This window comes from Pseudomonas sp. NPDC087639 (assembly GCF_044743385.1).
GTDB lineage: Bacteria > Pseudomonadota > Gammaproteobacteria > Pseudomonadales > Pseudomonadaceae > Aquipseudomonas.
This window is the reverse complement of record NZ_JBIUWI010000048.1, coordinates 1-23,603: the sequence shown is the minus strand read 5'-3', so window position 1 is coordinate 23,603 and position 23,603 is coordinate 1. Positions and strand designations below refer to the sequence as shown.

Below are 23,603 nucleotides of genomic sequence, written 5' to 3'. Positions count from 1 at the left end.
AATCATAATCCACACCAAAAAAAAAAAACACAATCCACTGGCGCCGATCATCGAGGCGATCACCACCATCGACAGGGCCATCATGGTGGTCTGGTTGATCCCGGCCATGATGCTCGGCAGGGCCAGCGGCAGTTGCACGCCGAACAGTTGCTGCCAGCGGTTCGCGCCGAACGCATTGATCGCTTCCATGACTTCGCCGTCGACCTGGCGGATGCCCAGATCGGTCAGGCGAATCAGTGGCGGCGCGGCGTAGATCACGGTGGCGAAAATCGCCGGCACCTTGCCCAGACCGAACAGCATCAGCACCGGGATCAGGTACACGAAACTCGGCATGGTCTGCATGATGTCGAGCAGCGGCATCAGCACCGAACGCAGGCGATTGCTGCGCGCCGAGAGAATCCCCAACGGTATGCCGATCAGCACCGAAATGATCGTCGCGACCATCATCAGCGCCAGGGTTTGCATGAGTTTGTCCCACAGGCCGACAGCGCCAACGAGGAACAGCAGACCGACGATCACCGCCGTGGTCACCACTTTGCGCGTTGCGTGCCAGGCGACGACACCGACGATTGCCAGCATCAACCACCACGGCGCTGCACGCAGCAGGCCTTCAAGATTGACGATGGCCCACAGCAGGGTGTCCGAGATCTGGCGGAACACATCACCATAGTTGGTGACGAGGGAATCGACCCAACCGTTGACCCAGTCGGCGATGGAAAAGGTAAAGCTTTCGGGAAACATAAGAGACTCTCAATCAAGGGGTTGCGATCAAGCATCCGACTGCCGTGGCCGGCAGCCGGAGAAGCTGGACCTACAAGGCCGCGTCGATCTTTTTGGCTGCGTCTTCGCTCACCCATGCGTGCCAGACTTCAGGATGTTCCTTGAGGAAGATTTTCGCCAGTTTTGGCGACTCGATACGTTCCTTCGCCATGCGGCCGAGGTTATGGTTGAGCAGGTCGATTGGCAGGTTGACCTTCTCCAGCACGGCCACCAGCTCCGGGGCTTGCTCGTGGAAGGTCTTGGACAGGCCGACCTTGATCGTCACGCGCTTGTCGACGCCCGGTTTTTCTTCCAGTTTGACCAGATCGACCTGGCCCATCAGCGGGGTTGGCGACCAGTAGTAGAACAGGATCGGCTCGCCACGCTTGTAGCTCGACAGAACCGCCGCATCCAGCGCCGGGCCGGTGCCCGGACGGAAGTTGGTGTAGCTGCTTTCCAGACCATAGCTTTTCAGCATTTCGCTGTTGTCCAGCTCACAAGTCCAGCCTGCCGGGCAGTTGTAGAAACGGCCTTTGGAGGGCTCTTCGGCGTCCTTGAACACAGCAGAGTACTTGGCCAGATCAGCGATGTTTTTCAGGTCAGGGGCTTTCGGTTCAAGTTTGCGCTTGGCGTCGCCTTCGATCACGTAACGCGGCACGTACCAGCCTTCGATAGCGCCCACTACAGGGGCGCCAACGCCGACGACTTTGCCGGCCTTCTCGGCCTTGTTCCAGACCTCGCTGCGGCCGACCCACTCTTCGGCGAACACTTGAATGTCGTTGCTGCTCAGGGCGTTTTCCATGGTGATGGAGTTGCCCGGCAGGCTGTCGGTCTTGCAGTCATAACCTTTTTCCAGCACCACTTGCAGCACGTCGGTCAGCAGCATGCCGCTTTCCCAGTTCAGACCGGCGAATTTCACCGGTTTGCCCGATTCGCACCAGCCGGCGGCTTGAGTGGCGCCAGCGCTGGCCAACAGGCCCATGGACAGCAATGTAGTCAGCAGGGTCTTGTTCGATTTCATTGTTGCGACGCTCCTAATCATGAATTGGCTTACGGCAGTCAAGAGGCATCCAGCCCTGTCCACGTCCAATCAGGCCTGCGCCGCAGCGCGAACGGCCCCACTTGTTTTAGGTTGTACAACGCTGTCCTGCTCGACCGGCAGAATCAGTTGATCGGGCACTGGGCTGTGCCATTTTTTTGCGCACACGTAATACACGGCGGCAGGCAGCAGCAGACCGATGATCCAGGAGATATCCACATCACCGAGAGCGGCCACCAGCGGACCGGTATAGAACTTGGTGGAGATGAACGGCAATTGCACCAGTACCCCGAAGACATAAACGCTGATACCGAGTAGGTTCCAGCGGCCATAGCGACCGTTCGGATCGGCCAGCGCCGGCACGTCATAGCGCTCGCGAGTGATGCAGTAGTAGTCCACCAGGTTGATCGCGCTCCACGGGGTGAAGAACGCGAGCAGGAACAGGATGAAAGACTTGAACGCACCGAGGAACGAGTGCTGACCGAGCAACGCGATCAGGGTCGCCGCCCCGACGATGAACAGCACGAACACCAGACGCTGCATGCGCGAGACCTGCAGATGACCTTTGAAACCGCTGATGATGGTGGCGATGCACATGAAGCTGCCGTAGGAGTTCAGTGTCGAGATGGTCACCTTGCCGAACGCAATGCTGAAGTACAGCAGCGCAGCGGTGGCACCGGTTCCGCCCAGACCGACGATGTAAGCCACTTCATGGCCGGCGAACTGGCCGTTGGCCGAAGCGGCAGCAAACACACCAAGGATCATCGCCACTTGGGCGCCAATCACCGAACCGGCGCCGGCGGCGAAAAAGGTTTTCACCGCTGACGTTTTGCTCGGCAGGTAGCGCGAATAGTCAGCCACATAAGGGCCGAAAGCGATCTGCCAGGACGCCGCGAGCGACACCGCCAGCAGGAAACTGCTCCAGCTGAAGTGGCGGATTTGCAGGAGTGCGCCAACGTCGGTCTGGCTCATCAGACGCCAGAACAGAAAAACGAACGCAATCACGCCAATGACGCTGGCGACGCGGCCAATCCAGTGGATGACCCGATAACCCATCACCGTCACCAACACGATGACGCTGGCGAAAATCAGAATGCCGATGCTGTCGCTGACGCCAAACAACTGGCCCAGCGCCTGGCCGGAAAGCACCGTGCCCGTTGCGGTGAAGCCCAGGTACATCAAGCACACCAGCACGATCGGGATGGCTGCGCCATAAACCCCGAACTGCACGCGGCTGGAGATCATCTGCGGCAGGCCAAGCTTCGGCCCTTGCGCCGCATGCAGCGCCATGACGCCGCCGCCCAGCAGCTGACCGATCAACAGACCGATCAACGACCAGAACACATCACCGCCCAGCACCACCGCCAATGCCCCGGTGACAATCGCCGTGATTTGCAGGTTGGCACCCATCCACAGGGTGAATTGGCTGAACAGACGACCGTGTCTTTCCGCTTCCGGGATGTAGTCGATCGAACGCCTTTCGATCAACGGTTTGTTGCCTGCACGATCGGGACTGACAGCCATGGTTCAACCTCTGTGGATTGTTATTCTGGATTGGTTCGTACCCCTGTAGGAGCTGTCGAGTGAAACGAGGCTGCGATCTTTTTGAAGATCAAAAGATCGCAGCCTTCGGCAGCTTCTACAGGGTTTTTGCGTTTATTTACCGGTAATCATCGGCAGGTTCAGGCCCTGTTCCTTGGCGCAGTCGATGGCGATCTGGTAACCGGCATCGGCGTGACGCATGACGCCGGTGGCCGGGTCGTTGTGCAGCACGCGCGCAATACGCTCGGCCGCTTCGTCAGTACCGTCGCAGACGATCACCATGCCCGAGTGCTGGGAGAAGCCCATGCCGACGCCGCCGCCGTGGTGCAGGGAAACCCAGGTCGCGCCGCTCGCGGTGTTGAGCAGAGCGTTGAGCAGTGGCCAGTCGGACACGGCGTCGGAACCGTCCTGCATCGATTCGGTTTCACGGTTCGGGCTGGCCACCGAGCCGGAGTCGAGGTGGTCGCGACCGATCACGATTGGCGCCGACAACTCACCGCTACGCACCATTTCGTTGAACGCCAGACCGAGCTTGGCGCGCAGGCCCAGGCCAACCCAGCAGATACGTGCCGGCAGACCCTGGAAGCTGATGCGTTCGCGGGCCATGTCCAGCCAGTTGTGCAGGTGGGCGTCGTCCGGGATCAGCTCTTTGACCTTGGCGTCGGTTTTGTAGATGTCTTGCGGATCACCCGACAGCGCCGCCCAACGGAACGGGCCGATGCCACGGCAGAACAGCGGACGGATGTAAGCCGGTACGAAACCCGGAAAGTCGAATGCGTTCTCGACGCCTTCTTCCTGGGCCATCTGACGGATGTTGTTGCCGTAGTCGAAAGTCGGGATGCCTTGCTTCTGGAATTCCAGCATCGCTTTGACGTGCACGGCCATCGATTGCTTGGCGGCTTTGATCACAGCGGCCGGTTCGGTCTTGGCGCGGGCGCGGTATTCGTCCCAGGTCCAGCCGGCCGGCAGGTAACCGTTGAGTGGGTCATGGGCGCTGGTCTGGTCGGTGACCATGTCCGGGCGCACGCCGCGCTTGACCAGTTCCGGCAGAATTTCAGCCGCGTTACCCAGCAGCGCGATGGAGATCGCTTTGCCTTCTTTGGTGTACTTGGCGATGCGCGCCAGCGCGTCGTCGAGATCGGTGGCTTGCTCGTCGACGTAACGGCTTTTCAGGCGGAAATCGATGCTGACCTGCTGGCATTCGATGTTCAGCGAGCACGCGCCGGCCAGGGTTGCGGCCAGAGGCTGAGCACCGCCCATGCCGCCCAGACCTGCAGTCAGGACCCACTTGCCGGTGAGGTTGTCGTTGTAGTGCTGACGACCAGCTTCAACGAAGGTTTCGTAGGTGCCCTGAACGATGCCCTGGCTGCCGATGTAGATCCAGCTGCCGGCGGTCATCTGGCCGTACATGGCCAGGCCTTTGGCGTCGAGTTCGTTGAAATGCTCCCAACTCGCCCAGTGTGGAACCAGGTTGGAGTTGGCGATCAGTACACGCGGGGCGTTGCTGTGAGTCTTGAACACGCCGACCGGCTTGCCGGATTGCACCAGCAGGGTCTCGTCGTCGTTCAGGTTGGTCAGGCTCTCGACGATCTTGTCGTAGCACTCCCAGTTCCGAGCGGCGCGACCGATACCGCCGTAGACCACCAGCTCTTTCGGGTTCTCGGCGACTTCCGGGTCGAGGTTGTTCATCAACATGCGCAGCGGCGCTTCAGTCAGCCAGCTCTTGGCGGTCAGCTTGGTGCCGCGCGATGCACGGATTTCGACGTCACGGTGCTTCGTAAAGGTAGTAGCAGTGGTCATCTTGTTGTCAGTCACGAAAAAGACTCCTCAGCGATCAATTCAAACCAACCCTGGCAGTGGGCAAGCAGCCTGTGCGCTTCAATGCGCGACAAGCGAATCAGTGGACGCTGCGGACTTATACGCATACGTCTTTACTTGTACATACAAGCATATGCAATCAAGCGGCCAACTTGCTGGAGGAGTGCTCAAGAAAAATTGCGGATACGCCTGGAGGGCGCCTGAATCAAGGGTTCTGGCGTGGGTGAAATTTTTCGCGGGGGTGGTTTTGGAAGTTGGGGAGTTGTTACGAGAGCGTGGTTTTGCGCCACGCTGGGGCGTTCGGTAACAAATTGGTGCGGAGAAAGAAACAGGAGGTATGAACGCTTTTGTGGTGAGGGGATTTATCCCCTCACCACAGGATGTGTTACCAGATTTAGATCAGCGTGCAGTCAGTTCGATTACGCAGCAGGCCGCATCGACGGCGACTTCAACCAGCCCGGTGTTACCGTCCAGTTGCAGGCAATCGTGTCGGCCAAGTTGCGCAACGCTGTCACCGACCCGCACCTGCAGCAACTCACTGACACTGAACACCAACACCGTGCCCGCCGAACTGAAAAACCGCTGTTCGCCGTCCAGCCACTGCAAGCGCGCGCTGTAGCGCTGCGGCGCGTAGATCAGATTGAAGTCGCGAATTGCGCCGCCGAGCAGCGTGCAGGAAACCTGGCTTTCGCCGCTGAAGGCGAACGGGTCGAGGTGTAACAGTGGCCGAGTGTCGTCACCGTCGACGCACAAAGTCATACCGTCACCTTGCAGCACAGTGATCACCCGCTGGTAACCGGCGAAGGTCGAAAAGCCGCCGGACTCGGCGATATCGGCAATCGACAGACGCCAGCCAAACCCATCGAGGCCAGCCCCCGAGTCACGGGCGATTTCTTCAGTGCTGCCGCCGCCGTTTTTCCACGGCATGCGCGGGTAGCCTTCGGCGCGTAAAACCTTCAAACCATTCATTTATGCTCTCTATTTATGGAACCGGCCTTCCAGACGATGACGGGAACCCGGGTGAATCAATCGCGCGGCGGTCACCGGCTGACGGCCCGACCATGTGCGACGGCGAATCAGCAGGCATGGCTCGCCTTTTTCGATTTGCAGCAACTTGCACTCGGATGACTCGGCGAGGATCGCTTCGACTACGTGCTCGCCCTCGGTCAGTGGCGCGACTTGATTGAGATAGGCGTAAGGCGTTTGCAGGGTGAAGTCCTGCTTGAGGTATTCCGGGGCGACCAGCGCATTGACGAAACGGTCTTCGATTTGCACCGGAATGTCGTTTTCGTAATGCACGATCAGCGAGTGAAAGACCTTCTGCCCTTCGCGCATGTCCAGTGCCAACGCACGTTCGGAGCCGGCGGCCTCTTCTTCGAGAGTGATGACCTGGCAGGTGTGGCGATGACCGCGCGAGGCGATCTCGTCGGCGATGTTGTGTACTTCGAACAGCGCGGACTGGCTCTTCGGTTCGGCGACAAAAGTCCCGACACCTTGCATGCGCACCAACAGGCCGTCGGCGGTCATCTCGCGCAGCGCGCGGTTGATGGTCATGCGGCTAAAACCGAGCTGATTGACCAGTTCGCTTTCCGACGGTACGCGGTAGTGCGGCGGCCAGTTACCGCTGTCGATCTGCTGGGTGATCATCTGTTTGACGCGGGCGTACAAGGGCGCCGGACTGTCGCCCATGTTCGCGGCCAACGGGGAAACTGGAGGCGGAGTCGGCACGGTGGATCCTTGTTCGTCGGTAGAGGTTGCTAGCTTGCCGGAGTTTACCGGGCAGGCAAACGTCTGTATATGTATATACAAATAACACACGATGGGGTGCTGAACCATGTCCGCTTTCTTTGCCGAACGCGCGCTGCTGCCTAACGGATGGGCCAACAATGTACGTCTTGAGGTCAGCGCCGATGGCGTGTTGACCCAAATCCAGGCCGATTCCACCGCAGATGGCGCCGAACGGTTAAGCGGTCCGCTGCTGCCGGGGATGCCCAATCTGCACTCCCACGCGTTCCAGCGAGCAATGGCCGGTTTGGCCGAAGTGGCCGGTAATCCCAACGACAGTTTCTGGACGTGGCGCGACTTGATGTATCGGCTCGTCGGAAAAATCAGCCCCGATCAACTCGGCGTCATCGCCCGACAGCTGTACATCGAAATGCTCAAGGCCGGTTACACCTCGGTGGCCGAATTTCACTACGTGCATCATGACAGCAACGGCCAGCCTTACGCCGATCCGGCCGAGTTGGCGTTACGCATCAGTCAGGCCGCCAGCGAAAGCGGCATCGCTCTGACCCTGCTGCCGGTGCTCTACAGCCACGCAGGTTTCGGTGGGCAGATCCCGAATGACGGCCAGCGCCGCTTCATCAACAGCACCGAAAACTACCTGAATCTGCAGTCACGCTTACAGCCGCTGCTGGCGCAACAGAAGGCGCAATCCCTGGGCCTGTGCTTCCACTCGTTGCGCGCGGTCACCCCGCAGCAGATCAGCGAAGTGCTGGCGGCCAGCGACAAGCAGTGCCCGGTGCACATTCACATCGCCGAACAGCAGAAAGAAGTCGATGACTGTCTGAGCTGGAGCGGTCGTCGTCCGCTGCAATGGCTGTACGAAAACACTGAGGTCGATCAGCGCTGGTGCCTGGTTCACGCCACCCACGCCAACCCGGAAGAAGTCACGCTGATGGCGAAGAGTCGCGCCATCGCCGGCCTGTGCCTGACCACCGAGGCGAACCTCGGCGACGGGATTTTCCCGGCGGTGGATTTCCTCGCTCAGGGCGGGCGCATGGGTATCGGTTCCGACAGCCATGTGTCGCTCAGCGTGGTGGAAGAGTTGCGTTGGCTGGAATACGGCCAGCGTCTGCGTGATCAGCGACGTAACCGTTTGTATGGCGCGGATCAGCCGATGGTCGGGCGCACGCTGTACGACGCCGCACTGGATGGCGGTGCTCAGGCACTGGGGCAACCGATTGGTGCGCTGGAGGTTGGCAAACGTGCGGACTGGATTGTGCTCGATGGCAACGATCCGTATCTGGCGACAGCCACTGGCGATGGGATTTTGAATCGCTGGCTGTTTGCCGGCGGCGATCGTCAGGTGCGTGATGTGTTGGTCAATGGCCAGTGGGTGGTGCGCGATGGACGCCACGCGGCAGAAGAAGAAAGCAATCGCGCTTTCACCCAAGTCCTGCGCGAACTTCTGGGCTGACCCAAAACCAAATGTGGGAGCGAGCCTGCTCGCGAAAGCGGTGTATCAGTCAACATTTTCGTTAACTGACACGCCCTCTTCGCGAGCAGGCTCGCTCCCACATTTCGATTTTGTGGCGATGCTTAATTCGAAGTCTTGGCCATCTGCCGATCCGAGGCCCGCCAGATCAATCGCGTGGTGTCATAACCCTGCTGACGCGCCTTGCTCAGCAGCTCTTCGCGAACCACACCGTTAACGGTCGGCGTGCGCGAAAGCAACCACATGTACTTGCGACTCGGGTCGCCGACGATGGCGGTCTTGTAGTCATCGCTGACGTACAACACCCAGTATTCGCCCTTCGCCACACCCGGAATCAGGCGTGAGAACCAGGTATCGAACTCGACCCACAGCTTGTCGGTCTTGCCCGGCACCTGTGGATAAGCCGTGCCTTTGGCTTCTTCCCATTGCCAGTCCGGAGTCAGGCAGCGATTGAGCACCGCGACATTACCGTCAGGCTTGAGGGTGTAATGTGCTTCGGATTGCGCGCAATTGCGCTGGAAGTACATCGGCAAGCGCGCCAGCTCATACCAGGTGCCCTGGTAACGCTTGAGATTGACGCTGTTGACGGTTTTCGGCGCCAACGGATCTACGCCGGAAGTGGCGCAGCCGGCCAGTACCAGGCCGGCAAAAAGGATTAGCAATAACCGCTTCATTTTTCTTCTCCGTGGGCGCGAAGCCCCGGTTTACTTCAGGCCTTGGCCGGAAAACATCAGCACTTTGTCACCGGCGTATTGCACGCTGATAAAGCTGTTCTTGTCGCCCCAAGTGCAACTGGACATGCCGAGCGCACCCGAGCAGTCAGTGGGCTTGCCGAGCAGTGTCTCGACTTCAGCCTTGGCCATGCCAGCCGAAAGCTTCGAGTAGTTTTCCTGATTGACCTTGCTGCATGCGGCCAACAGCACGCAAAACGACAGAAGGGCGATAGATCGCAGCGACATGGTGTAACTCCTGGAACGAGGGGGGATGGCATGGTGCCAACCAGAAGCTTAGAAGAGAAAACCCTCATCTGGTTCCGTGGGCGGACGGCTATTTATTAGCCCGCCCGTCTGGCTTTTGCCTTTAAATCAGACACTTTGTAGGGCTATTGAGCATTTCGTCGTATTTCACCAAAGCAGCCTAATCTTTGGCGCGCGGCGGTCGAAATAAGAGCAGCGCAAAGCCCCCGAGTGTGGCAAATTGCCGCCCTTTCTTGACCAGCACCTTCGCGGTAGTTCATTCGATGACCAGAAATATGAAATTCAGCCACAAAATCCTGTTGGCTGCCGCTCTCGTGGTGGCCGTTGCGTTCGCCTGTTTCATCTTTTTCAATGACTATCGACAACGCGAAGCCCTGAGCAGCAGCACCGAATCCACGATGCAGGAGCTGGGCAGCCTGACCACCAGCAACATCCAGACCTGGCTGGAAAGCCGCATTCAATTGCTGCAATCGCTGTCCCAACAGGTTGTCGTCGACGGTAATGCGCCTGCCAGCCTGAAACGCATCATCGACCTGCCCGCCTACACCGGCAATTTCCAGCTCAGCTACTTTGGCGGTGCGGACGGTGTGATGTTCTCCGTGCCTGCCGGCAACCGTGCGCCGGATTACGACCCGCGTGCCCGCGGCTGGTACAAAGCGGCCAACAGCGCCCAGCAGACCATCGTCACCGAACCGTACATCGCCGCCTCCTCGGGCAAACTGGTGATCACCGTCGCCACCCCGGTACAGCGTCAGGGCCAGATGCTCGGCGTCGCCGGTGCCGACATCGACCTGACCAGCGTCAGCGCGATCATCAACTCGCTGAACTTCGGCGGCCACGGCCATGCGTTCATCGTCAGTGCCGACGGCAAAATCCTGATCCACCCGGACAGCAAACTGGTACTCAAGACCCTCGCCGAGGCCTATCCAAACGGTGCGCCAAAAGTCAGCCCGGGCCTGAAGGAAGTCGAGTTCGACGGCAAGACTCAGTTGATCTCCTTCACCCACGTCAACGGCGTGCCATCGGCCGACTGGTACGTGGCGCTGGTGCTGGATAAAGACACCGCGTTTTCGATGCTCAGCGAATTCCGTACCTCGGCGCTGATCGCCATGGTCATTGCCGTGGTGATCATCATCGCCCTGCTCGGCATGCTGATCCGCGTGCTGATGCAACCGCTGCTGACCATGGGCCGAGCCATGCATGACATCGCCGAAGGTGAAGGCGACCTGACCAAGCGTCTGGTGATCCACGGTAACGATGAGTTCGGCGCGCTGGGCACATCGTTCAACCGCTTCGTCGAACGCATCCACACCTCGATCCGCGAAGTGGCCTCGGCCACCGGCCAGGTCAACGAAGTCGCCCTGCGCGTGGTCGCCGCGTCGAACTCGTCGATGTACAACTCCGATCAGCAATCGAGCCGCACCAACAGCGTCGCGGCGGCGATCAACCAACTCGGCGCCGCCGCCCAGGAAATCGCCCAGAACGCCGCACTCGCCTCGCAGCACTCCAGTGATGCGCGCAGCCTCGCGGTCGACGGTCAGCAGGTTGTGGATAAAACCATCCACGCGATGCAGCAGCTCTCGGCGAAGATCAGCGATTCCTGCGGCAACATCGAAACCCTGAACAGCAACACGGTGAACATCGGCCAGATTCTGGAAGTGATCACCAGCATCTCCCAGCAAACCAACCTGCTCGCGCTGAACGCCGCGATTGAAGCGGCCCGTGCCGGTGAGGCTGGCCGTGGTTTCGCCGTGGTCGCTGACGAAGTGCGAAATCTGGCGCACCGCACGCAGGATTCGGCGCAGCAAGTGCAGAAGATGATCGAAGAACTGCAAGTCGGCGCACGCCAGGCGGTCAGCATCATGACCGAGAGCCAGCGCGAGAGCGAAAGCAGCGTCGGCATCGCCAACCAGGCCGGCGAACGCCTTGGCAGCGTGACCCAGCGCATCGGCGAGATCGACGGGATGAACCAGTCGGTAGCCACTGCGACTGAAGAACAGACCGCTGTGGTCGAGTCGATCAACGTTGATATCAACGAGATAAACACGCTGAATCAGGAAGGCGTGGAGAACTTGCAGGCGACGTTGCGGGCGTGCTCGGACCTTGAACAGCAGGCGGCGCGGTTGAAGCAGTTGGTGGGTAGTTTCAGGATTTAAGGCGCTGCCACAGGCCTCTTCGCGGGCAAGCCCGCTCCCACATTGGAATGCATTTCAACTGTGGGAGCGGGCTTGCTCGCGAAGAGGGATTCAGCCGCGATGAAGATTTAGAACCGTGACCCCGGCCCAGACAGAAACTCCAACTCCTCAGCCGTAGACTCGCGCCCCAACACCGCATTGCGATGCGGAAACCTTCCAAACCGCGCAATCACTTTCTGATGCCGCTCGGCATAATCCAGATTGTCGGCAAACACCGCGCGCTGCGCTTGCGGCTGCTCAGCGACCAGATCGATAAACCGCGAAACCGCTTCGTTCTGCACCGCAAGGTTTTCGCAGTGTTCGAAGACGAGGTAAATGAATACCCGCTGAATCGGCTTCAACTGCCGGTCAAAATCCGCAGCAATGCCTTGCGCGACGAGCTTCTGCGCACGCAGATCACCGGAGAAAGCTTTGGGAGAGTCGCGAAAGATCATTCGCGGCAATTGATCGAGCAATAGCACCACCGCCAGCCAACCTTCGGGACATTGCGTCCACTCGGTCAATTCGCCGGCCAGGGCCTGATCGACAAAGACCCCGAAACGCGTTCGCGCTTCGAGGTCTTGGCTGTCTCGCTTGCCGAACCACAACTTGCCCTTGTCAGCCGAAACCTCGTCCGGTGATTCGGCGTGACCGAACCACCAATCGAGCAACGGCTGCCAGGGCGCGTTCAAGGCTTAAGCCTTGTGGTAGGCCGTGGCGCGTGCGACTTCTTCTTTCGAGCCGAGGAACACCGCAACACGCTGGTGCAGGCCTTCAGGCTGAATGTCGAGAATGCGCTGGTGCCCGTCGGTGGACGCGCCGCCCGCTTGTTCCACCAGGAACGACATCGGGTTGGCTTCGTACATCAGACGCAGTTTGCCCGGCTTCGACGGCTCGCGGCTGTCGCGTGGGTACATGAACAGGCCACCACGGGTCAGGATGCGGTGAACGTCGGCAACCATCGCCGCGACCCAACGCATGTTGTAGTTCTTTTTCAGCGGACCTTCTTCGCCAGCCAGCAGCTCGTCAACGTAGCGCTGCACCGGGGCTTCCCAGTGACGCTGGTTGGACATGTTGATGGCGAATTCCTGGGTGGACTCAGGAATGGTGATGTCTTCGTGGGTCAGCACGAAGCTGCCCATTTCGCGGTCCAGGGTGAAGCCTTTGACGCCGTCGCCCAGGGTCAGTACCAGCATGGTCTGTGGGCCGTAAATGGCGTAACCGGCAGCGACCTGCTCGGTGCCTGGCTGGAGGAAGGCTTTTTCATTCAGCGCTTCGTTCTGGCTCAGGTATTCGTTCGGGCAACGCAGCACGGAGAAGATAGTGCCGACCGGGGCGTTGATGTCGATGTTCGACGAACCGTCCAGTGGGTCGAATACCAGCAGGTACGCGCCTTTCGGGTATTTGCCCGGGATCTGGTAGGCATTGTCCATTTCTTCGGACGCCATGCCGGCCAGGTGACCGCCCCATTCGGTGGCTTCGAGCAGGATCTCGTTGGAGATCACGTCGAGCTTCTTCTGCACTTCGCCTTGTACGTTTTCAGTGCCCATGCTGCCCAGAACACCACCCAGGGCGCCTTTGGACACGGCGTGGCTGATCTCCTTGCAGGCACGCGCCACCACTTCGATCAGGAAGCGCAGATCGGCAGGAGTGTTGTTGCTGCGGGTCTGCTCAATCAAATAGCGACTCAAGGTAACGCGGGACATGGACGGCTCCGGTGGAATGGGGGGCTAAAAACCCGCGCAGTTTACAGGGAGTCTGAAAACGTAGCGAGCGAAGACGCCCGGTAACGTGCGTTGGGGCGCAATTGCTTGCATCAGACGTGATTGGGTCGGGAGAGTTCAGGTACGGGGTTTAGCGTAGACCGGTTCGAGACGGGTGGTGCTTGGCTGACGGCAACAGTTCGAAGATTTTTGCTGGCTGGTAGACCGCGATCGCGAGCAGGCTCACTCCTACAGGGAGCGCATTTCTTCAGATGGTATGCGATTCCTGTAGGAGTGAGCCTGCTCGCGATCGGGTGCGCAGCACCCGCCTTTTTCAGGAATTAGCGGGAGGCTTACGCAGCAGACTGAACGCCATCGCCCCAAGAAACACCACACTCACCAGCAACACCGCCCACAAACCGATCTTCTTCCAATTGGTTTCGGCCACGGCCGCCGTAGTGGCGGTTGAGGTATGCGTGATTATTGCTTCCCCCTGAACCGTCGCCTTACCCAACGTCGCCAGTTTCTCCGGTTTGAAATCCGGGATCAGCGTCGACAACGGCAAGTTAGCGGTTTTCACACTTGGACTGCCCAGCGCCAGACTGTAAGGCCCTGCCCCACGCGCAAGGAAAATCACCTGCGTCGCCCGCACCGCATATTTCAAACTCGGCGCCTGCTCGCCCAAACCACCACCGCGCTCATCCACCGTCAGCTTCAACTGCTGCACGGTCTGCCCGTACAGTTGCAATTCGTTCTGCACCACGTCCTGACCATTCTGCGTCAGGCGATAGAGCAAGCCACTGCTCAGCGTCTGCCAAGGCAGGCTGCTCTCACGCCGACCGGCCAACGCCACCGGCGCCAGACTGTTCGGTTGTTTCAACTCAACCTGAACCCGCTCGACATTCAGCCCCATCGGCAACTGCCAGGTGTATTCCCCGGCCTTGGTGCTGCTGCCGGCCAATGCCTGCGACCAGACCAACGGCAGCGGCAGGTTGCGCGGATCGCTGCTTTTCAGTTGTGCCGAGGTGAGGATCGGCGCCGAACTCGGCGAATCCCACAGCAAGCGCAAATAACGCGCCGAATGCCCTGGCAACGTCACTTCGTGCTGTTCGATGCGCTCATCGGAGAAGGTCAGGCGCGCGACCTGCCCTTCGCCCCACGGCTGCCAGCGCTGCAAATCGTCGCTGGCCTCGATGCTGAAACGCTGAAAGCCGTCGCGCTCGCTGGTCCAGTCGAGGATCAGTTGCTGCAACGGCGCCTTGATCGCGCTGGCATCGAGCAGCCAGCCGCGCAGCACTTCTTCACCGGCCTCCAATTGGCTGGACGGTTGCACTTCCACCAGCGTGCCAGTGGTGGTCGATTGCACGCGCACATTCGGCTCGCGCTCAGTGGCGTCGGCGGCGTTGTACAGCGGGAACCACTTCACGTCGTGCAACTGGCCGTCGTCGCGGGTTTGCGCCGATTCGCGAGCCAAGGCATAGGCCTGGGCTTCGCCGGCAGCGTTGAAGACGCGCAGATCGCCGAGATCCGTCTGGCGCGCCTGCAATTGCACGCTCAGCGGCAGTTCGAGGCGATACCACGGGCCATCGCCCGTGACCGTCAGCGGCACCTGCGTGGCGAAGTCCGCCGGTTTTTCCTGGGCGACGGCAGCCATCACCACGCCCAACGCCAACCACCCCAGATTACGCATGCGACTCAAGATGAAACTCCTTCGGTGTCCGGGGCCGGTTTGTCCGCCGCCGGCTCAGCTTCAGCACGTTTGGGTGGCAGCGGCGCGAAGTAGCCGACCACCAGCAACAACACGCCAACGCCGATAAACGAGACGATCCGGGCGAGGCCGCCACGGTTGCTCAATTCGACAAAAATCAGTTTGGCCACCACCAGCGCAATCAGCGCCGCGCCGATCAGCCAGACCTCGCGACGATGGCGCAGATGCCCGCCAATCATCAGCCCCAGCGCCATCAACGTCCAGACGATGGACAACCCGGCCTGCACCAGCATGGAAGCGAGCAGTTGATCAAGCTCAAAGGGAATCCCCGCCCAGTGGTGCGCGGCGCGGGTCACCAACGCGGTGCAGAAGGCGAACAGCGACACCCCGGCGACCAGTTGTGTGGCGTAATCGGCGTAGTCCTGGCGGATCGACAGCTGCGACACCGCACTGCGCGACCACACGTAAACCCCGAACAATGCGAACAACAGGCCCAGTTCCAACGGGTTGAGCAGCGGCACATACGGCAGCGGTTCGGCATTGCCATCGCTGACGCCGTTGGCCAGCCAGAACCAGCCGAGCATCAACACCGCCAGCGGCGCGGCGGCGTACAAGCGGTACTCGCGGGCAAACGCCGCGACCGGCCAAGGCCAGTTGCGCGGTACGGCTGCCAGCAACAGATACAGGCTCGGCAAAATCGCCCAGCCCAGCCAACGCCAGGCGTTGTATTGCTCGGACAACAGCAGCAAGCCGTAGCGCAATTCCAGCGCCAACACGCCGATCAGCAGCCAGCAGCCAAGCACATACGCAGTGCTCAAGGCCCGCGCCGGCAGCATCGGCGCCAAACGCCGCAGACTGAAGAAATGCACTGCGAACACCAACGTCCACGCCAGCCAGCCGAAGTCTGCCGCCGGGTGATAACGCGAGTGCCAAGCCGCAAGCAGCACCAGCCCGGTCACCGGAATCAGCAGCGTGCAGAGCAAGCCCAGCGCCGGCCATTTCAAGCGCAGCGACAGCAGCGTCCACAACGCCACGCTCAGCGCCGCAACCAGTAACAGCAGAGTGCCTTGCAGATTCACCGGGGCAAAACGCAGCACCTCACTGACCCACGCCAGCACCCACCAACCGGCGCCCCACACCAGCAACACCTCGGATAAGCGCTGCAAACTCAGCGCATCGAACGCCGAGGCGTGATTGCCCAGTTGCAGGCGCCACGCACCGATCATGGCGGCCAGACCCAGCACCAGCGGCGTCCAGAATCCGCCATGAGCCAACGGTTTCAAACCCTCACCAGACAGCGGCCCAAGCAACTCGGGGCCAGCCAGCAAGAACGCCGCACCGCCGATCACCTGCAACAGCAGACCGAAGACAAAACTCACGCGCTGCTTGAGGTACAGGCTCAACCAGATGATCAGCAAACCACTGGCCGCCCACACCGCGCTCGCGGTCTGCCAAGGCAGGACAAACAACACCGCCAGATTGATCAGCACCAGACCGGCGAGCAGCACCACCGACAAGCCGCGCAACAGGCGCACATCGCCGCGCACCATCTCGTCGCGAGCGGCCAGCAGCATGCCGGCGATCAATGCCAGACCGATCAAGGATGCGCTAAGCAAACCGCTCCAACCGGCGCTGAACACCGCCGCCGAATCCTCGCCCGCACCTTGCAGCCGCAGCAGGAACAACGCGCCACCCAGCAGTTGCACGGCAAACGCGGTAAACAGGAAGGTCCGCGATTGCAGGCGCAGGCCGACAAACAACGTCGCCAGACCCGCCAGCGCCCAACTGATCGCGGTGCCTTGGACGAAGAAGAACAACGGCGCCAGCAGATAAAGGAAGGTCAGGCCCAGACACGCCAAAACCGGCAAGGCCTGACGCCCCCACGGCGACACTTGTTCCGGCGAGGCCTGACGCAGTTGGTAGAAACTGAACAGCAACGCCATGCCGAGCATCAGCGCGCCCAGCGGAGCACCGTCGAGCAGGCTGCTTTCGCCGACATTCAATTGACTGATGAAAGCCAGCGCCGAACCCAATTGCAGGAGCAAGGCAAAGGCCCGGGCAAACGGTCGATGCTGACGCAAACCGAGCCAGAAAATCCCCGCACCTTCGACGGCCCAGGCTGCCGAAGTCCAGCGCGCATCGAGACCCAGCGGAATCGCCAGACTGGCGAAAATCACCCCTAGCGCCAGACAGGTTTCGCCCAGCAACACGGCGCGCCCGCCCATCAACACTTTGGCCAGGCCCATGTAGATCATGCCCAGCGCGAGGGCGCTGAACGCGGCGGCAAATTCCAGATGCTGGACCAACGCGAACTGCAAACCGAAGCCGATAATCGGCGGGCCAAACAGCATCGTGCCGTCGACATAATCGCCCTTGCGCGCCGACCATTTCAGCAGCGCTTCACGATCGCCATCCGCCGGGGCATCGGGCATATCCAGCAGTTTCCGCCGGGCAAACAGCAGGCCGATGGCGAGATACATCAGGAAGAACAGAATCAGGAACGGCTCGGTGCTCCACAGAAGCTCCGGCGCGTACGAACGCAGCCCCCAGGCGAAGCCGATACCGAAGGTGCCGACGAAGCCGATCAGGTTGAGCAGCCGCCAGGCCTTGAACCAGGCGATGGTGAGAATGCCGGCGTTAAGCAAAGCGAAATAACTGAACAGCGCGACATGGTTGCCGGCGCCGGTGGACGTCAGGATTGGTGCGGCAAACCCACCCAGCGCGGCGACACACGCCAGCGCCAGAGAGTCCTGGGTAATCGCCAGGATCGCCGAGAACACCGTCACCGCCACCAGCAAGCCCAGTGCGGCGGACGGATCCAGCAACGGATGCAGACGCATCGCTGCAAACACCGTCAGGTACAACACCGCGATGCCAGTACCTTGCAGCATCAACGCATAGCTGTTGTTGCGGTGCCGCAGCCACCAGCCCAACGCCAGCAAGCCCAGCGCCGCAGCCGCGACCCCGGCGTAACGCAATTCGATCGGTACGACCATGCCTTCAGTGGCGTAGCGCAGCAGGAATGCCAGACCGAAGAACAACAGCACTACACCGACCCGCAGCACGGTATTCCCACCGAACAGCCAGTTGCGCGCAGCGCTGATCCCGCGCTCAATGAGGTTCGGGCCACGGGGTTCGGCGGGTTGTTGTGGTTCAGGTTCGGGCGTGACGGCGTCCAGACGCCAGACATCGTCCGGCAACGGTTGGCTGGTTTCGCGAGCGACGGCGGACAGTGGTTCCAGAGCGGCCGGCAGTTCCCAGACCAGCTCGGGGGCCGGGGCCTCTTCGACGACTTTGACAGGTTCGGCCAATGGCTCGCTGACCGGTGCCACACTCGGTGGCGGCGCAGCACGAACCGGTGCGCCTTCGAGCAGAAACAGGCGCTGTTCAATGCCCTGCAAGGCAACCTTCGTCTGCTCAAGTTGATGCTGCTGATGCGCCGCCTGCGAGCCAAGCCGCGCGATGCGCAGCGCTTGCCCGATCACCAGCCCCAGCAGCGCGCCCAACAGCGCCGAGCTGAACGACTCGTCGAGCAGCCAGCCGAGCACCAGCCCGATCAACATGAACATCCATTGCATGGTCGATATCCCTAAGCGCGAAGGCCAATCCGGGAAGATTAGCGCAGCCTGATCGAAAAAGATCGCAGCCTTCGGCAGCGCCTACAGGGGTTCACATGACCTGTGTAGGAGCTGGCGAAGGCTGCGATCTTTTCCGGGGCGCCAGTATATCGAGCCGAGCGGAAAGTTACTCCAGCGCTTTCCAGATATCCGTGGCGTACTCGCGAATCGTCCGGTCAGAGGAGAACCAGCCCATTCGCGAAGTGTTGAGCACCGCCGAACGCCACCAGTTGTTGCTGTCGTGCCAATGCTCTTCGACGCGCTTCTGTGCTTCCCAGTAAGAGTCGAAGTCGGCGCAGACCAGGAAGCGGTCGTAGTCCACCAGCGAATCGATCAACCCGGTGTAGCGCGAAGTGTCATCCGGCGAGAACACGCCACTGCGGATTGCCTGCAACACATCGTTGAGGCGATGGGACGCAGCGATGTCCGGCGCCGCGCTGAACTCGTGGTTCTGTTTGCGCGCTTCAACCTGCTGGGCACTGAGGCCGAAGATAAACATGTGCTCGGCACCGATGCGCTCGCACATTTCCACGTTGGCGCCGTCGAGGGTGCCGATGGTCAGCGCACCGTTGAGGCCGAACTTCATGTTACTGGTGCCCGAGGCCTCGAAACCGGCGGTGGAAATCTGCTCGGACAAGTCTGCCGCCGGAATAATGCTCTCCGCCAGGCTGACGTTGTAGTTGGGCAGGAACACCACTTTCAGCAAGCCACGCACGGTCGGGTCGTTGTTCACCACCCGGGCGATGTCGTTGGTCAGCTTGATGATCAGTTTGGCCTGGTGATAACTGGCCGCCGCTTTACCGGCGAAGATCTTCACGCGCGGCACCCAGTCGACTTCCGGCTCGGCGCGAATCGCCTGATACAGCGCCACGGTGTGCAGCAAATTGAGCAACTGGCGTTTGTATTCGTGGATCCGTTTGACCTGGACGTCGAACATCGCCGCCGGGTTGACTGCGATCCCCAGCCGCTCGTAAATCAGATAGGCCAAGGCCTTCTTGCTGTGCAGGCGTTGCTCGGCGAAGGCTTTTCGGAACGCGGGTTTCTCGGCAAACGGTTCGAGATCGAGCAGGCGCTCTTCAGGGTTGTCGAGCAAGTCCGGGCCGAGGGCGTCGACCAGCATAGAGGTCAGCTCGGCGTTGGCCTGATACAACCAGCGGCGGAAAGTGATGCCGTTGGTTTTGTTGTTGATCCGCTCCGGATACAGCTTGTGCAACTCGGAGAACACCGTGCTGCGCATCAGTTGCGTGTGCAATCCGGACACGCCGTTGACGCTGTGCGAACCAAGGAATGCGAGGTTACCCATGCGCACCCGGCGACCGTTGTCTTCCTCAATCAGTGACACCGCGCGCAGCACGTCGAAATCGTGGATGCCCTTGGCCCGCAGCGAGTCGATGTGCTGGGCGTTGATCAAGTAAATGATCTGCATGTGCCGTGGCAGCATGCGCTCCATCAAACCTACCGGCCAGGTTTCCAGCGCTTCCGGCAGCAGCGTGTGATTGGTATACGACAGCGTGTCGACGGTGACTTGCCACGCCGCATCCCAGGCCACGTCGTAGACGTCGACCAGTTGGCGCATCAATTCGGCGACGGCAATCGAGGGGTGGGTGTCGTTGAGCTGGATCGCGGCATGATCGCCCAAGGTCAACACCGAGGTGTGCATGTTGCGGTGGCGACGCAGCAAATCCTGCAACGACGCGGCGACAAAGAAGTATTCCTGGCGCAGGCGCAACTCTTGCCCGGCCTCGGTGCTGTCCGCCGGGTAAAGCACACGCGAGATACTTTCGGCGCGGGCCACTTCGGCAACGGCCCCGAGGTGGTCACCGGCGTTGAAGCGCTCAAGGTGCAAATCTTCCATGGCCCGCGCACGCCACAGGCGCAAGGTGTTGACGCTCGCCCCGCGCCAGCCGACTACCGGCGTGTCGTAAGCAATCGCGCGGACGGTTTCGGCGGGAGACCAGACTTGTTTGGTTTTGCCGCTGGCATCGGTGACGGTTTCAACGCTGCCACCGAAGCCGATGGAATAAACAACTTCCGGCCGTTCGAACTCCCACGGGTTGCCGAAATCCAGCCAGTGTTCGGTCTGCTCCTGTTGCCAGCCATCGACGATGGCCTGCCGGAACAAGCCGTGCTCGTAACGAATGCCGTAACCGTGGCCGGCGATGCCGAGGGTCGACATGCTTTCCATGAAGCATGCCGCCAGTCGTCCGAGGCCGCCGTTGCCGAGCGCCGCGTCAGGCTCCAGCAGACGGATGCGCTCCAGATCGACACCGAGCTCGGTCAGGGCTTCACGCGCGACGTCGAGCAGGCCGAGGTTGCTCAGGCTGTCGTAGAGCAGCCGGCCGATGAGAAATTCCAGCGAGAGGTAATACACCCGCTTCTGACCTTTGCGGTAGATCTGCCGGGTGTGGTCCATCCAGTGCTCGACCATGTGATCTCGCGCGGCCAGGGCAATGGCTTCGAACCAGTCATGGTCGAAGGCGTGATCAGGGTCTTTGCCCACCGCGTAGGTGAGTTTGGTCAGGACGGCGTCGCGAAATGCGGCCACCTCTGCTTCGCGAACTAGTGGTTCTTGAGTCATCGATACGACCTCGGGCGAGCGGTGGAATTGTCTGAGCCTAGACGGTCTGACCGACGGTAACGGCTCTGGTTCGGCAGTTTTTCCCGGGACTGTGAGATAGCCCGGCAAACGCTTGGCATCTGCCCCAATGAATGCAGGGGCCGTGCCGATTTGTCCAGCCGATTGGCCGCACGCAGAAAAAATCTGGCGAAAGGTTGTTCAAAAATCCACCAGTCCCGGTATGATCGCGCGCCCTGATGCACACACGCCTGGTAACTCCCGATGATGAAGCCCAACCTGATTGCCGCCGCCGAGATCGATCGTCTCGATACGTGGGCCAAATATTCGGCCCCGATGTGCGGCTCTTGTATCTCCAGCTGCTGCACGCTGCCGGTCGAGGTGAAGATCAAGGATCTGGTGCGCATCGGCGTGGTCGATGAATTCGAGCTGGGCGATCCGCCGAAGAACATCGCCAAACGCCTGCAAAAGGAAGGGCTGGTCGAGCGCTTCAATCAGAAGTCGGGCATCTTCACCCTCCAGCGCATGAGCAACAACGATTGCTACTACCTGGATCGTAAGAGCCGCCTGTGCACCATTTATGACAAGCGCCCCGACACCTGCCGCAACCACCCGAAAATCGGCCCGCGCCCGGGATACTGCGCTTACAAGCCGAAGGAAGTCGAGCGGGTGCAGAATTTCCGGGCGATCGAGAAGTTCTGATGCTGATCGTTCCCACGCTTCGCGTGGGAACGCAGCCCGGGACGCTCTGCGTCCCAAAAGGCCGAACGCGGAGCGTCCGTTGAGGCATTCCCACGCAGAGCGTAGGAACGAGATCGTCAAACCCCAGACAAACAAAAACGCCCCCGGTCTCTCGACCGAGGGCGTTTTCATTCAGCCTGAACTAATTACTTAGATCTTGGCTTTCTTGGCAGCGCGGGTACGCTCGCTTTCGTCCAGGATCTTCTTGCGAAGACGGATGGACTTAGGAGTAACTTCGCACAGCTCGTCTTCCTGGATGTATTCCAGAGCCTGTTCCAGAGTGAACTTCACTGGTGGAACCAGAGCGATGGTTTCGTCTTTACCCGAAGCACGCATGTTGTCGAGCTTCTTGCCTTTGGTTGGGTTGATACCCAGGTCGTTGTCGCGGCTGTTCTGGCCGACGATTTGACCGGTGTAGACCTCCTGACCGTGTTCAACGAACAGCTTGCCACGCGCCTGCAGGGTTTCCAGCGAGTAGGTCAGAGCCTTACCGGTTTCAACCGATACCAGAACGCCGTTCTGACGGCCGGACATGTGGCCCGACTTGACGGTGTCGTAGCGATCGAAGATCGAGGTCAGGATGCCAGCACCGTTGGTCAGGGTCAGGAACTGGTTACGGAAACCGATCAGACCGCGAGCAGGGATGTTGTATTCCAGACGAACACGGCCCTTACCATCCGGAACCATGTTGGTCAGGTCGCCTTTACGCAGACCCATCTCTTCCATGACCTTGCCCTGCGAATCTTCAGGGATGTCGATGGTCACGTTTTCGAACGGTTCTTGCTTGACGCCGTTCACTTCACGAATGATCACTTCCGGACGGCCCAGGGCCAGCTCGAAGCCTTCGCGACGCATGGTTTCGATCAGTACCGAGAGGTGCAACTCACCACGGCCGGAAACCTTGAACTTGTCAGCGGTGTCGCCTTCTTCAACTTTCAGAGCAACGTTGTACAGCAGCTCTTTGTCCAGACGGTCCTTGATGTTACGGGACGTCACGAACTTGCCTTCTTTACCGCAGAATGGCGAGTCGTTTACCTGGAAGGTCATCGAAACGGTTGGCTCGTCAACGGTCAGAGGCTTCATCGCCTCGACAGTGTCCGGGTGGCACAGGGTGTCGGAGATGAACAGCGAGTCCATACCGCTGACGCAAACGATATCGCCTGCGAAAGCTTCTTCAACGTCGATACGGTGCAGACCGTGGTGACCCATCAGCTTCAGGATACGACCGTTACGCTTCTTGCCGTCGGCACCGATAGCAACAACCGGGGTGTTCGGCTTGACGCTACCACGAGCGATACGGCCAACGCCGATAACACCCAGGAAGCTGTTGTAGTCCAGTGCCGAGATTTGCATCTGGAACGGACCTTCACGGTCAACTTTTGGCGCTGGAACGTGATCGACTACCGCTTGGTACAGCGGGGTCATGTCTTCAGCCATGGCGGTGTGATCCAGACCGGCAATGCCGTTCAGGGCCGAGGCGTAAACAACCTGGAAGTCCAGTTGTTCTTCGGTAGCACCGAGGTTGTCGAACAGGTCGAAGATCTGATCCAGAACCCAGTCCGGACGCGCGCCTGGACGGTCAACCTTGTTGATGACCACGATCGGACGCAGGCCGGCTTCGAAAGCCTTCTTGGTCACGAAACGGGTTTGCGGCATAGGGCCGTCTTGAGCGTCAACCAGCAGCAGAACGGAGTCACCCCTCGACATTACGCGTTCAACTTCGCCGCCGAAGT

17 protein-coding genes and 1 pseudogene are annotated in these 23,603 nt (G+C 60.3%); 4 read left to right on the top strand and 14 right to left on the bottom strand.

Annotated features, from left to right (window positions below; genetic code table 11):
* The 6 genes from ACIOVB_RS19290 to hutC form a co-directional block, all read right to left on the bottom strand.
* Positions 1-741: ABC transporter permease (locus ACIOVB_RS19290; protein WP_401270391.1), on the bottom strand; the 741-nt coding region annotated here is incomplete at its 3' end.
* A gap of 70 nt (positions 742-811) precedes the next feature.
* Positions 812-1,780, bottom strand: a complete 969-nt coding sequence (locus ACIOVB_RS19285; RefSeq protein ID WP_401270388.1) for an ABC transporter substrate-binding protein — start codon at positions 1,778-1,780, stop codon at positions 812-814.
* Between the two features lie 69 nt (positions 1,781-1,849).
* Entirely contained in the window at positions 1,850-3,322 is a 1,473-nt protein-coding gene (locus ACIOVB_RS19280) for a purine-cytosine permease family protein (RefSeq protein ID WP_401270385.1), read from the bottom strand.
* A 132-nt stretch (positions 3,323-3,454) separates the two neighbouring features.
* On the bottom strand, positions 3,455-5,140 hold the full coding sequence (gene hutU / locus ACIOVB_RS19275; RefSeq protein ID WP_401270426.1) for a urocanate hydratase: 1,686 nt from the start codon (positions 5,138-5,140) through the stop codon (positions 3,455-3,457).
* Positions 5,141-5,557: 417 nt separating this feature from the next.
* Positions 5,558-6,127 carry a HutD family protein gene (locus ACIOVB_RS19270; RefSeq protein ID WP_401270383.1) on the bottom strand — a complete coding sequence of 190 codons (570 nt, stop codon included), beginning with the start codon at positions 6,125-6,127 and terminating at the stop codon, positions 5,558-5,560.
* A 9-nt stretch (positions 6,128-6,136) separates the two neighbouring features.
* Positions 6,137-6,847 (bottom strand): histidine utilization repressor, encoded by a 711-nt coding sequence (gene hutC / locus ACIOVB_RS19265; protein ID WP_162130175.1) that lies wholly within the window; start codon positions 6,845-6,847, stop codon positions 6,137-6,139.
* 145 nt (positions 6,848-6,992) lie between these two features.
* Here hutC and ACIOVB_RS19260 point away from each other — a divergent pair, with 145 nt between their 5' ends.
* A complete protein-coding gene (locus tag ACIOVB_RS19260; protein ID WP_401270380.1) occupies positions 6,993-8,357 on the top strand; it encodes a formimidoylglutamate deiminase in 1,365 nt (454 codons plus the stop codon).
* A 122-nt stretch (positions 8,358-8,479) separates the two neighbouring features.
* Here ACIOVB_RS19260 and ACIOVB_RS19255 read toward each other — a convergent pair whose 3' ends face one another.
* Positions 8,480-9,049 carry a lipocalin family protein gene (locus tag ACIOVB_RS19255; protein ID WP_093430049.1) on the bottom strand — a complete coding sequence of 190 codons (570 nt, stop codon included), beginning with the start codon at positions 9,047-9,049 and terminating at the stop codon, positions 8,480-8,482.
* A 30-nt stretch (positions 9,050-9,079) separates the two neighbouring features.
* On the bottom strand, positions 9,080-9,334 hold the full coding sequence (locus ACIOVB_RS19250) for a hypothetical protein (protein WP_007952486.1): 255 nt from the start codon (positions 9,332-9,334) through the stop codon (positions 9,080-9,082).
* Positions 9,335-9,615: 281 nt separating this feature from the next.
* Between ACIOVB_RS19250 and ACIOVB_RS19245 the strand changes: the two are divergent.
* A pseudogene (locus ACIOVB_RS19245) lies at positions 9,616-10,650 on the top strand (cache domain-containing protein); the annotation flags it as partial.
* A 93-nt stretch (positions 10,651-10,743) separates the two neighbouring features.
* On the top strand, positions 10,744-11,508 hold the full coding sequence (locus ACIOVB_RS19240) for a methyl-accepting chemotaxis protein (protein WP_370872645.1): 765 nt from the start codon (positions 10,744-10,746) through the stop codon (positions 11,506-11,508).
* A 107-nt stretch (positions 11,509-11,615) separates the two neighbouring features.
* Here ACIOVB_RS19240 and ACIOVB_RS19235 read toward each other — a convergent pair whose 3' ends face one another.
* From ACIOVB_RS19235 to ACIOVB_RS19215, 5 genes are all read right to left on the bottom strand, one after another.
* Positions 11,616-12,218 (bottom strand): DUF924 family protein, encoded by a 603-nt coding sequence (locus ACIOVB_RS19235; RefSeq protein WP_401270376.1) that lies wholly within the window; start codon positions 12,216-12,218, stop codon positions 11,616-11,618.
* A 3-nt stretch (positions 12,219-12,221) separates the two neighbouring features.
* A complete protein-coding gene (locus tag ACIOVB_RS19230; protein WP_401270374.1) occupies positions 12,222-13,232 on the bottom strand; it encodes a class 1 fructose-bisphosphatase in 1,011 nt (336 codons plus the stop codon).
* Positions 13,233-13,563: 331 nt separating this feature from the next.
* Positions 13,564-14,928, bottom strand: a complete 1,365-nt coding sequence (locus tag ACIOVB_RS19225; RefSeq protein WP_401270372.1) for a DUF3999 domain-containing protein — start codon at positions 14,926-14,928, stop codon at positions 13,564-13,566.
* Positions 14,925-18,515, bottom strand: a complete 3,591-nt coding sequence (locus ACIOVB_RS19220; RefSeq protein WP_401270370.1) for a DUF2339 domain-containing protein — start codon at positions 18,513-18,515, stop codon at positions 14,925-14,927. Before ACIOVB_RS19220 ends, ACIOVB_RS19225 begins: the two co-directional genes overlap by 4 nt.
* A gap of 166 nt (positions 18,516-18,681) precedes the next feature.
* Positions 18,682-21,132, bottom strand: a complete 2,451-nt coding sequence (locus tag ACIOVB_RS19215) for a glycogen/starch/alpha-glucan phosphorylase (RefSeq protein ID WP_401270367.1) — start codon at positions 21,130-21,132, stop codon at positions 18,682-18,684.
* Between the two features lie 261 nt (positions 21,133-21,393).
* Between ACIOVB_RS19215 and ACIOVB_RS19210 the strand changes: the two genes are divergently transcribed.
* On the top strand, positions 21,394-21,831 hold the full coding sequence (locus ACIOVB_RS19210; RefSeq protein WP_064117051.1) for a YkgJ family cysteine cluster protein: 438 nt from the start codon (positions 21,394-21,396) through the stop codon (positions 21,829-21,831).
* A 189-nt stretch (positions 21,832-22,020) separates the two neighbouring features.
* Here ACIOVB_RS19210 and typA read toward each other — a convergent pair.
* Positions 22,021-23,603: translational GTPase TypA (typA, locus tag ACIOVB_RS19205; protein WP_401270364.1), on the bottom strand; the 1,583-nt coding region annotated here is incomplete at its 5' end.

What these genes read in the sequence shown, in the direction of transcription:
- ACIOVB_RS19285 (WP_401270388.1), bottom strand. Translation starts at nt 1,780, where the DNA reads ATGAAATCGAACAAGACCCTGCTGACTACATTGCTGTCCATGGGCCTG.
- ACIOVB_RS19280 (WP_401270385.1), bottom strand. Translation starts at nt 3,322, where the DNA reads ATGGCTGTCAGTCCCGATCGTGCAGGCAACAAACCGTTGATCGAAAGG.
- hutU (WP_401270426.1), bottom strand. Translation starts at nt 5,140, where the DNA reads ATGACCACTGCTACTACCTTTACGAAGCACCGTGACGTCGAAATCCGT.
- ACIOVB_RS19270 (WP_401270383.1), bottom strand. Translation starts at nt 6,127, where the DNA reads ATGAATGGTTTGAAGGTTTTACGCGCCGAAGGCTACCCGCGCATGCCG.
- hutC (WP_162130175.1), bottom strand. Translation starts at nt 6,847, where the DNA reads ATGGGCGACAGTCCGGCGCCCTTGTACGCCCGCGTCAAACAGATGATC.
- ACIOVB_RS19260 (WP_401270380.1), top strand. Translation starts at nt 6,993, where the DNA reads ATGTCCGCTTTCTTTGCCGAACGCGCGCTGCTGCCTAACGGATGGGCC.
- ACIOVB_RS19255 (WP_093430049.1), bottom strand. Translation starts at nt 9,049, where the DNA reads ATGAAGCGGTTATTGCTAATCCTTTTTGCCGGCCTGGTACTGGCCGGC.
- ACIOVB_RS19250 (WP_007952486.1), bottom strand. Translation starts at nt 9,334, where the DNA reads ATGTCGCTGCGATCTATCGCCCTTCTGTCGTTTTGCGTGCTGTTGGCC.
- ACIOVB_RS19240 (WP_370872645.1), top strand. Translation starts at nt 10,744, where the DNA reads ATGTACAACTCCGATCAGCAATCGAGCCGCACCAACAGCGTCGCGGCG.
- ACIOVB_RS19230 (WP_401270374.1), bottom strand. Translation starts at nt 13,232, where the DNA reads ATGTCCCGCGTTACCTTGAGTCGCTATTTGATTGAGCAGACCCGCAGC.
- ACIOVB_RS19220 (WP_401270370.1), bottom strand. Translation starts at nt 18,515, where the DNA reads ATGCAATGGATGTTCATGTTGATCGGGCTGGTGCTCGGCTGGCTGCTC.
- ACIOVB_RS19215 (WP_401270367.1), bottom strand. Translation starts at nt 21,132, where the DNA reads ATGACTCAAGAACCACTAGTTCGCGAAGCAGAGGTGGCCGCATTTCGC.
- ACIOVB_RS19210 (WP_064117051.1), top strand. Translation starts at nt 21,394, where the DNA reads ATGATGAAGCCCAACCTGATTGCCGCCGCCGAGATCGATCGTCTCGAT.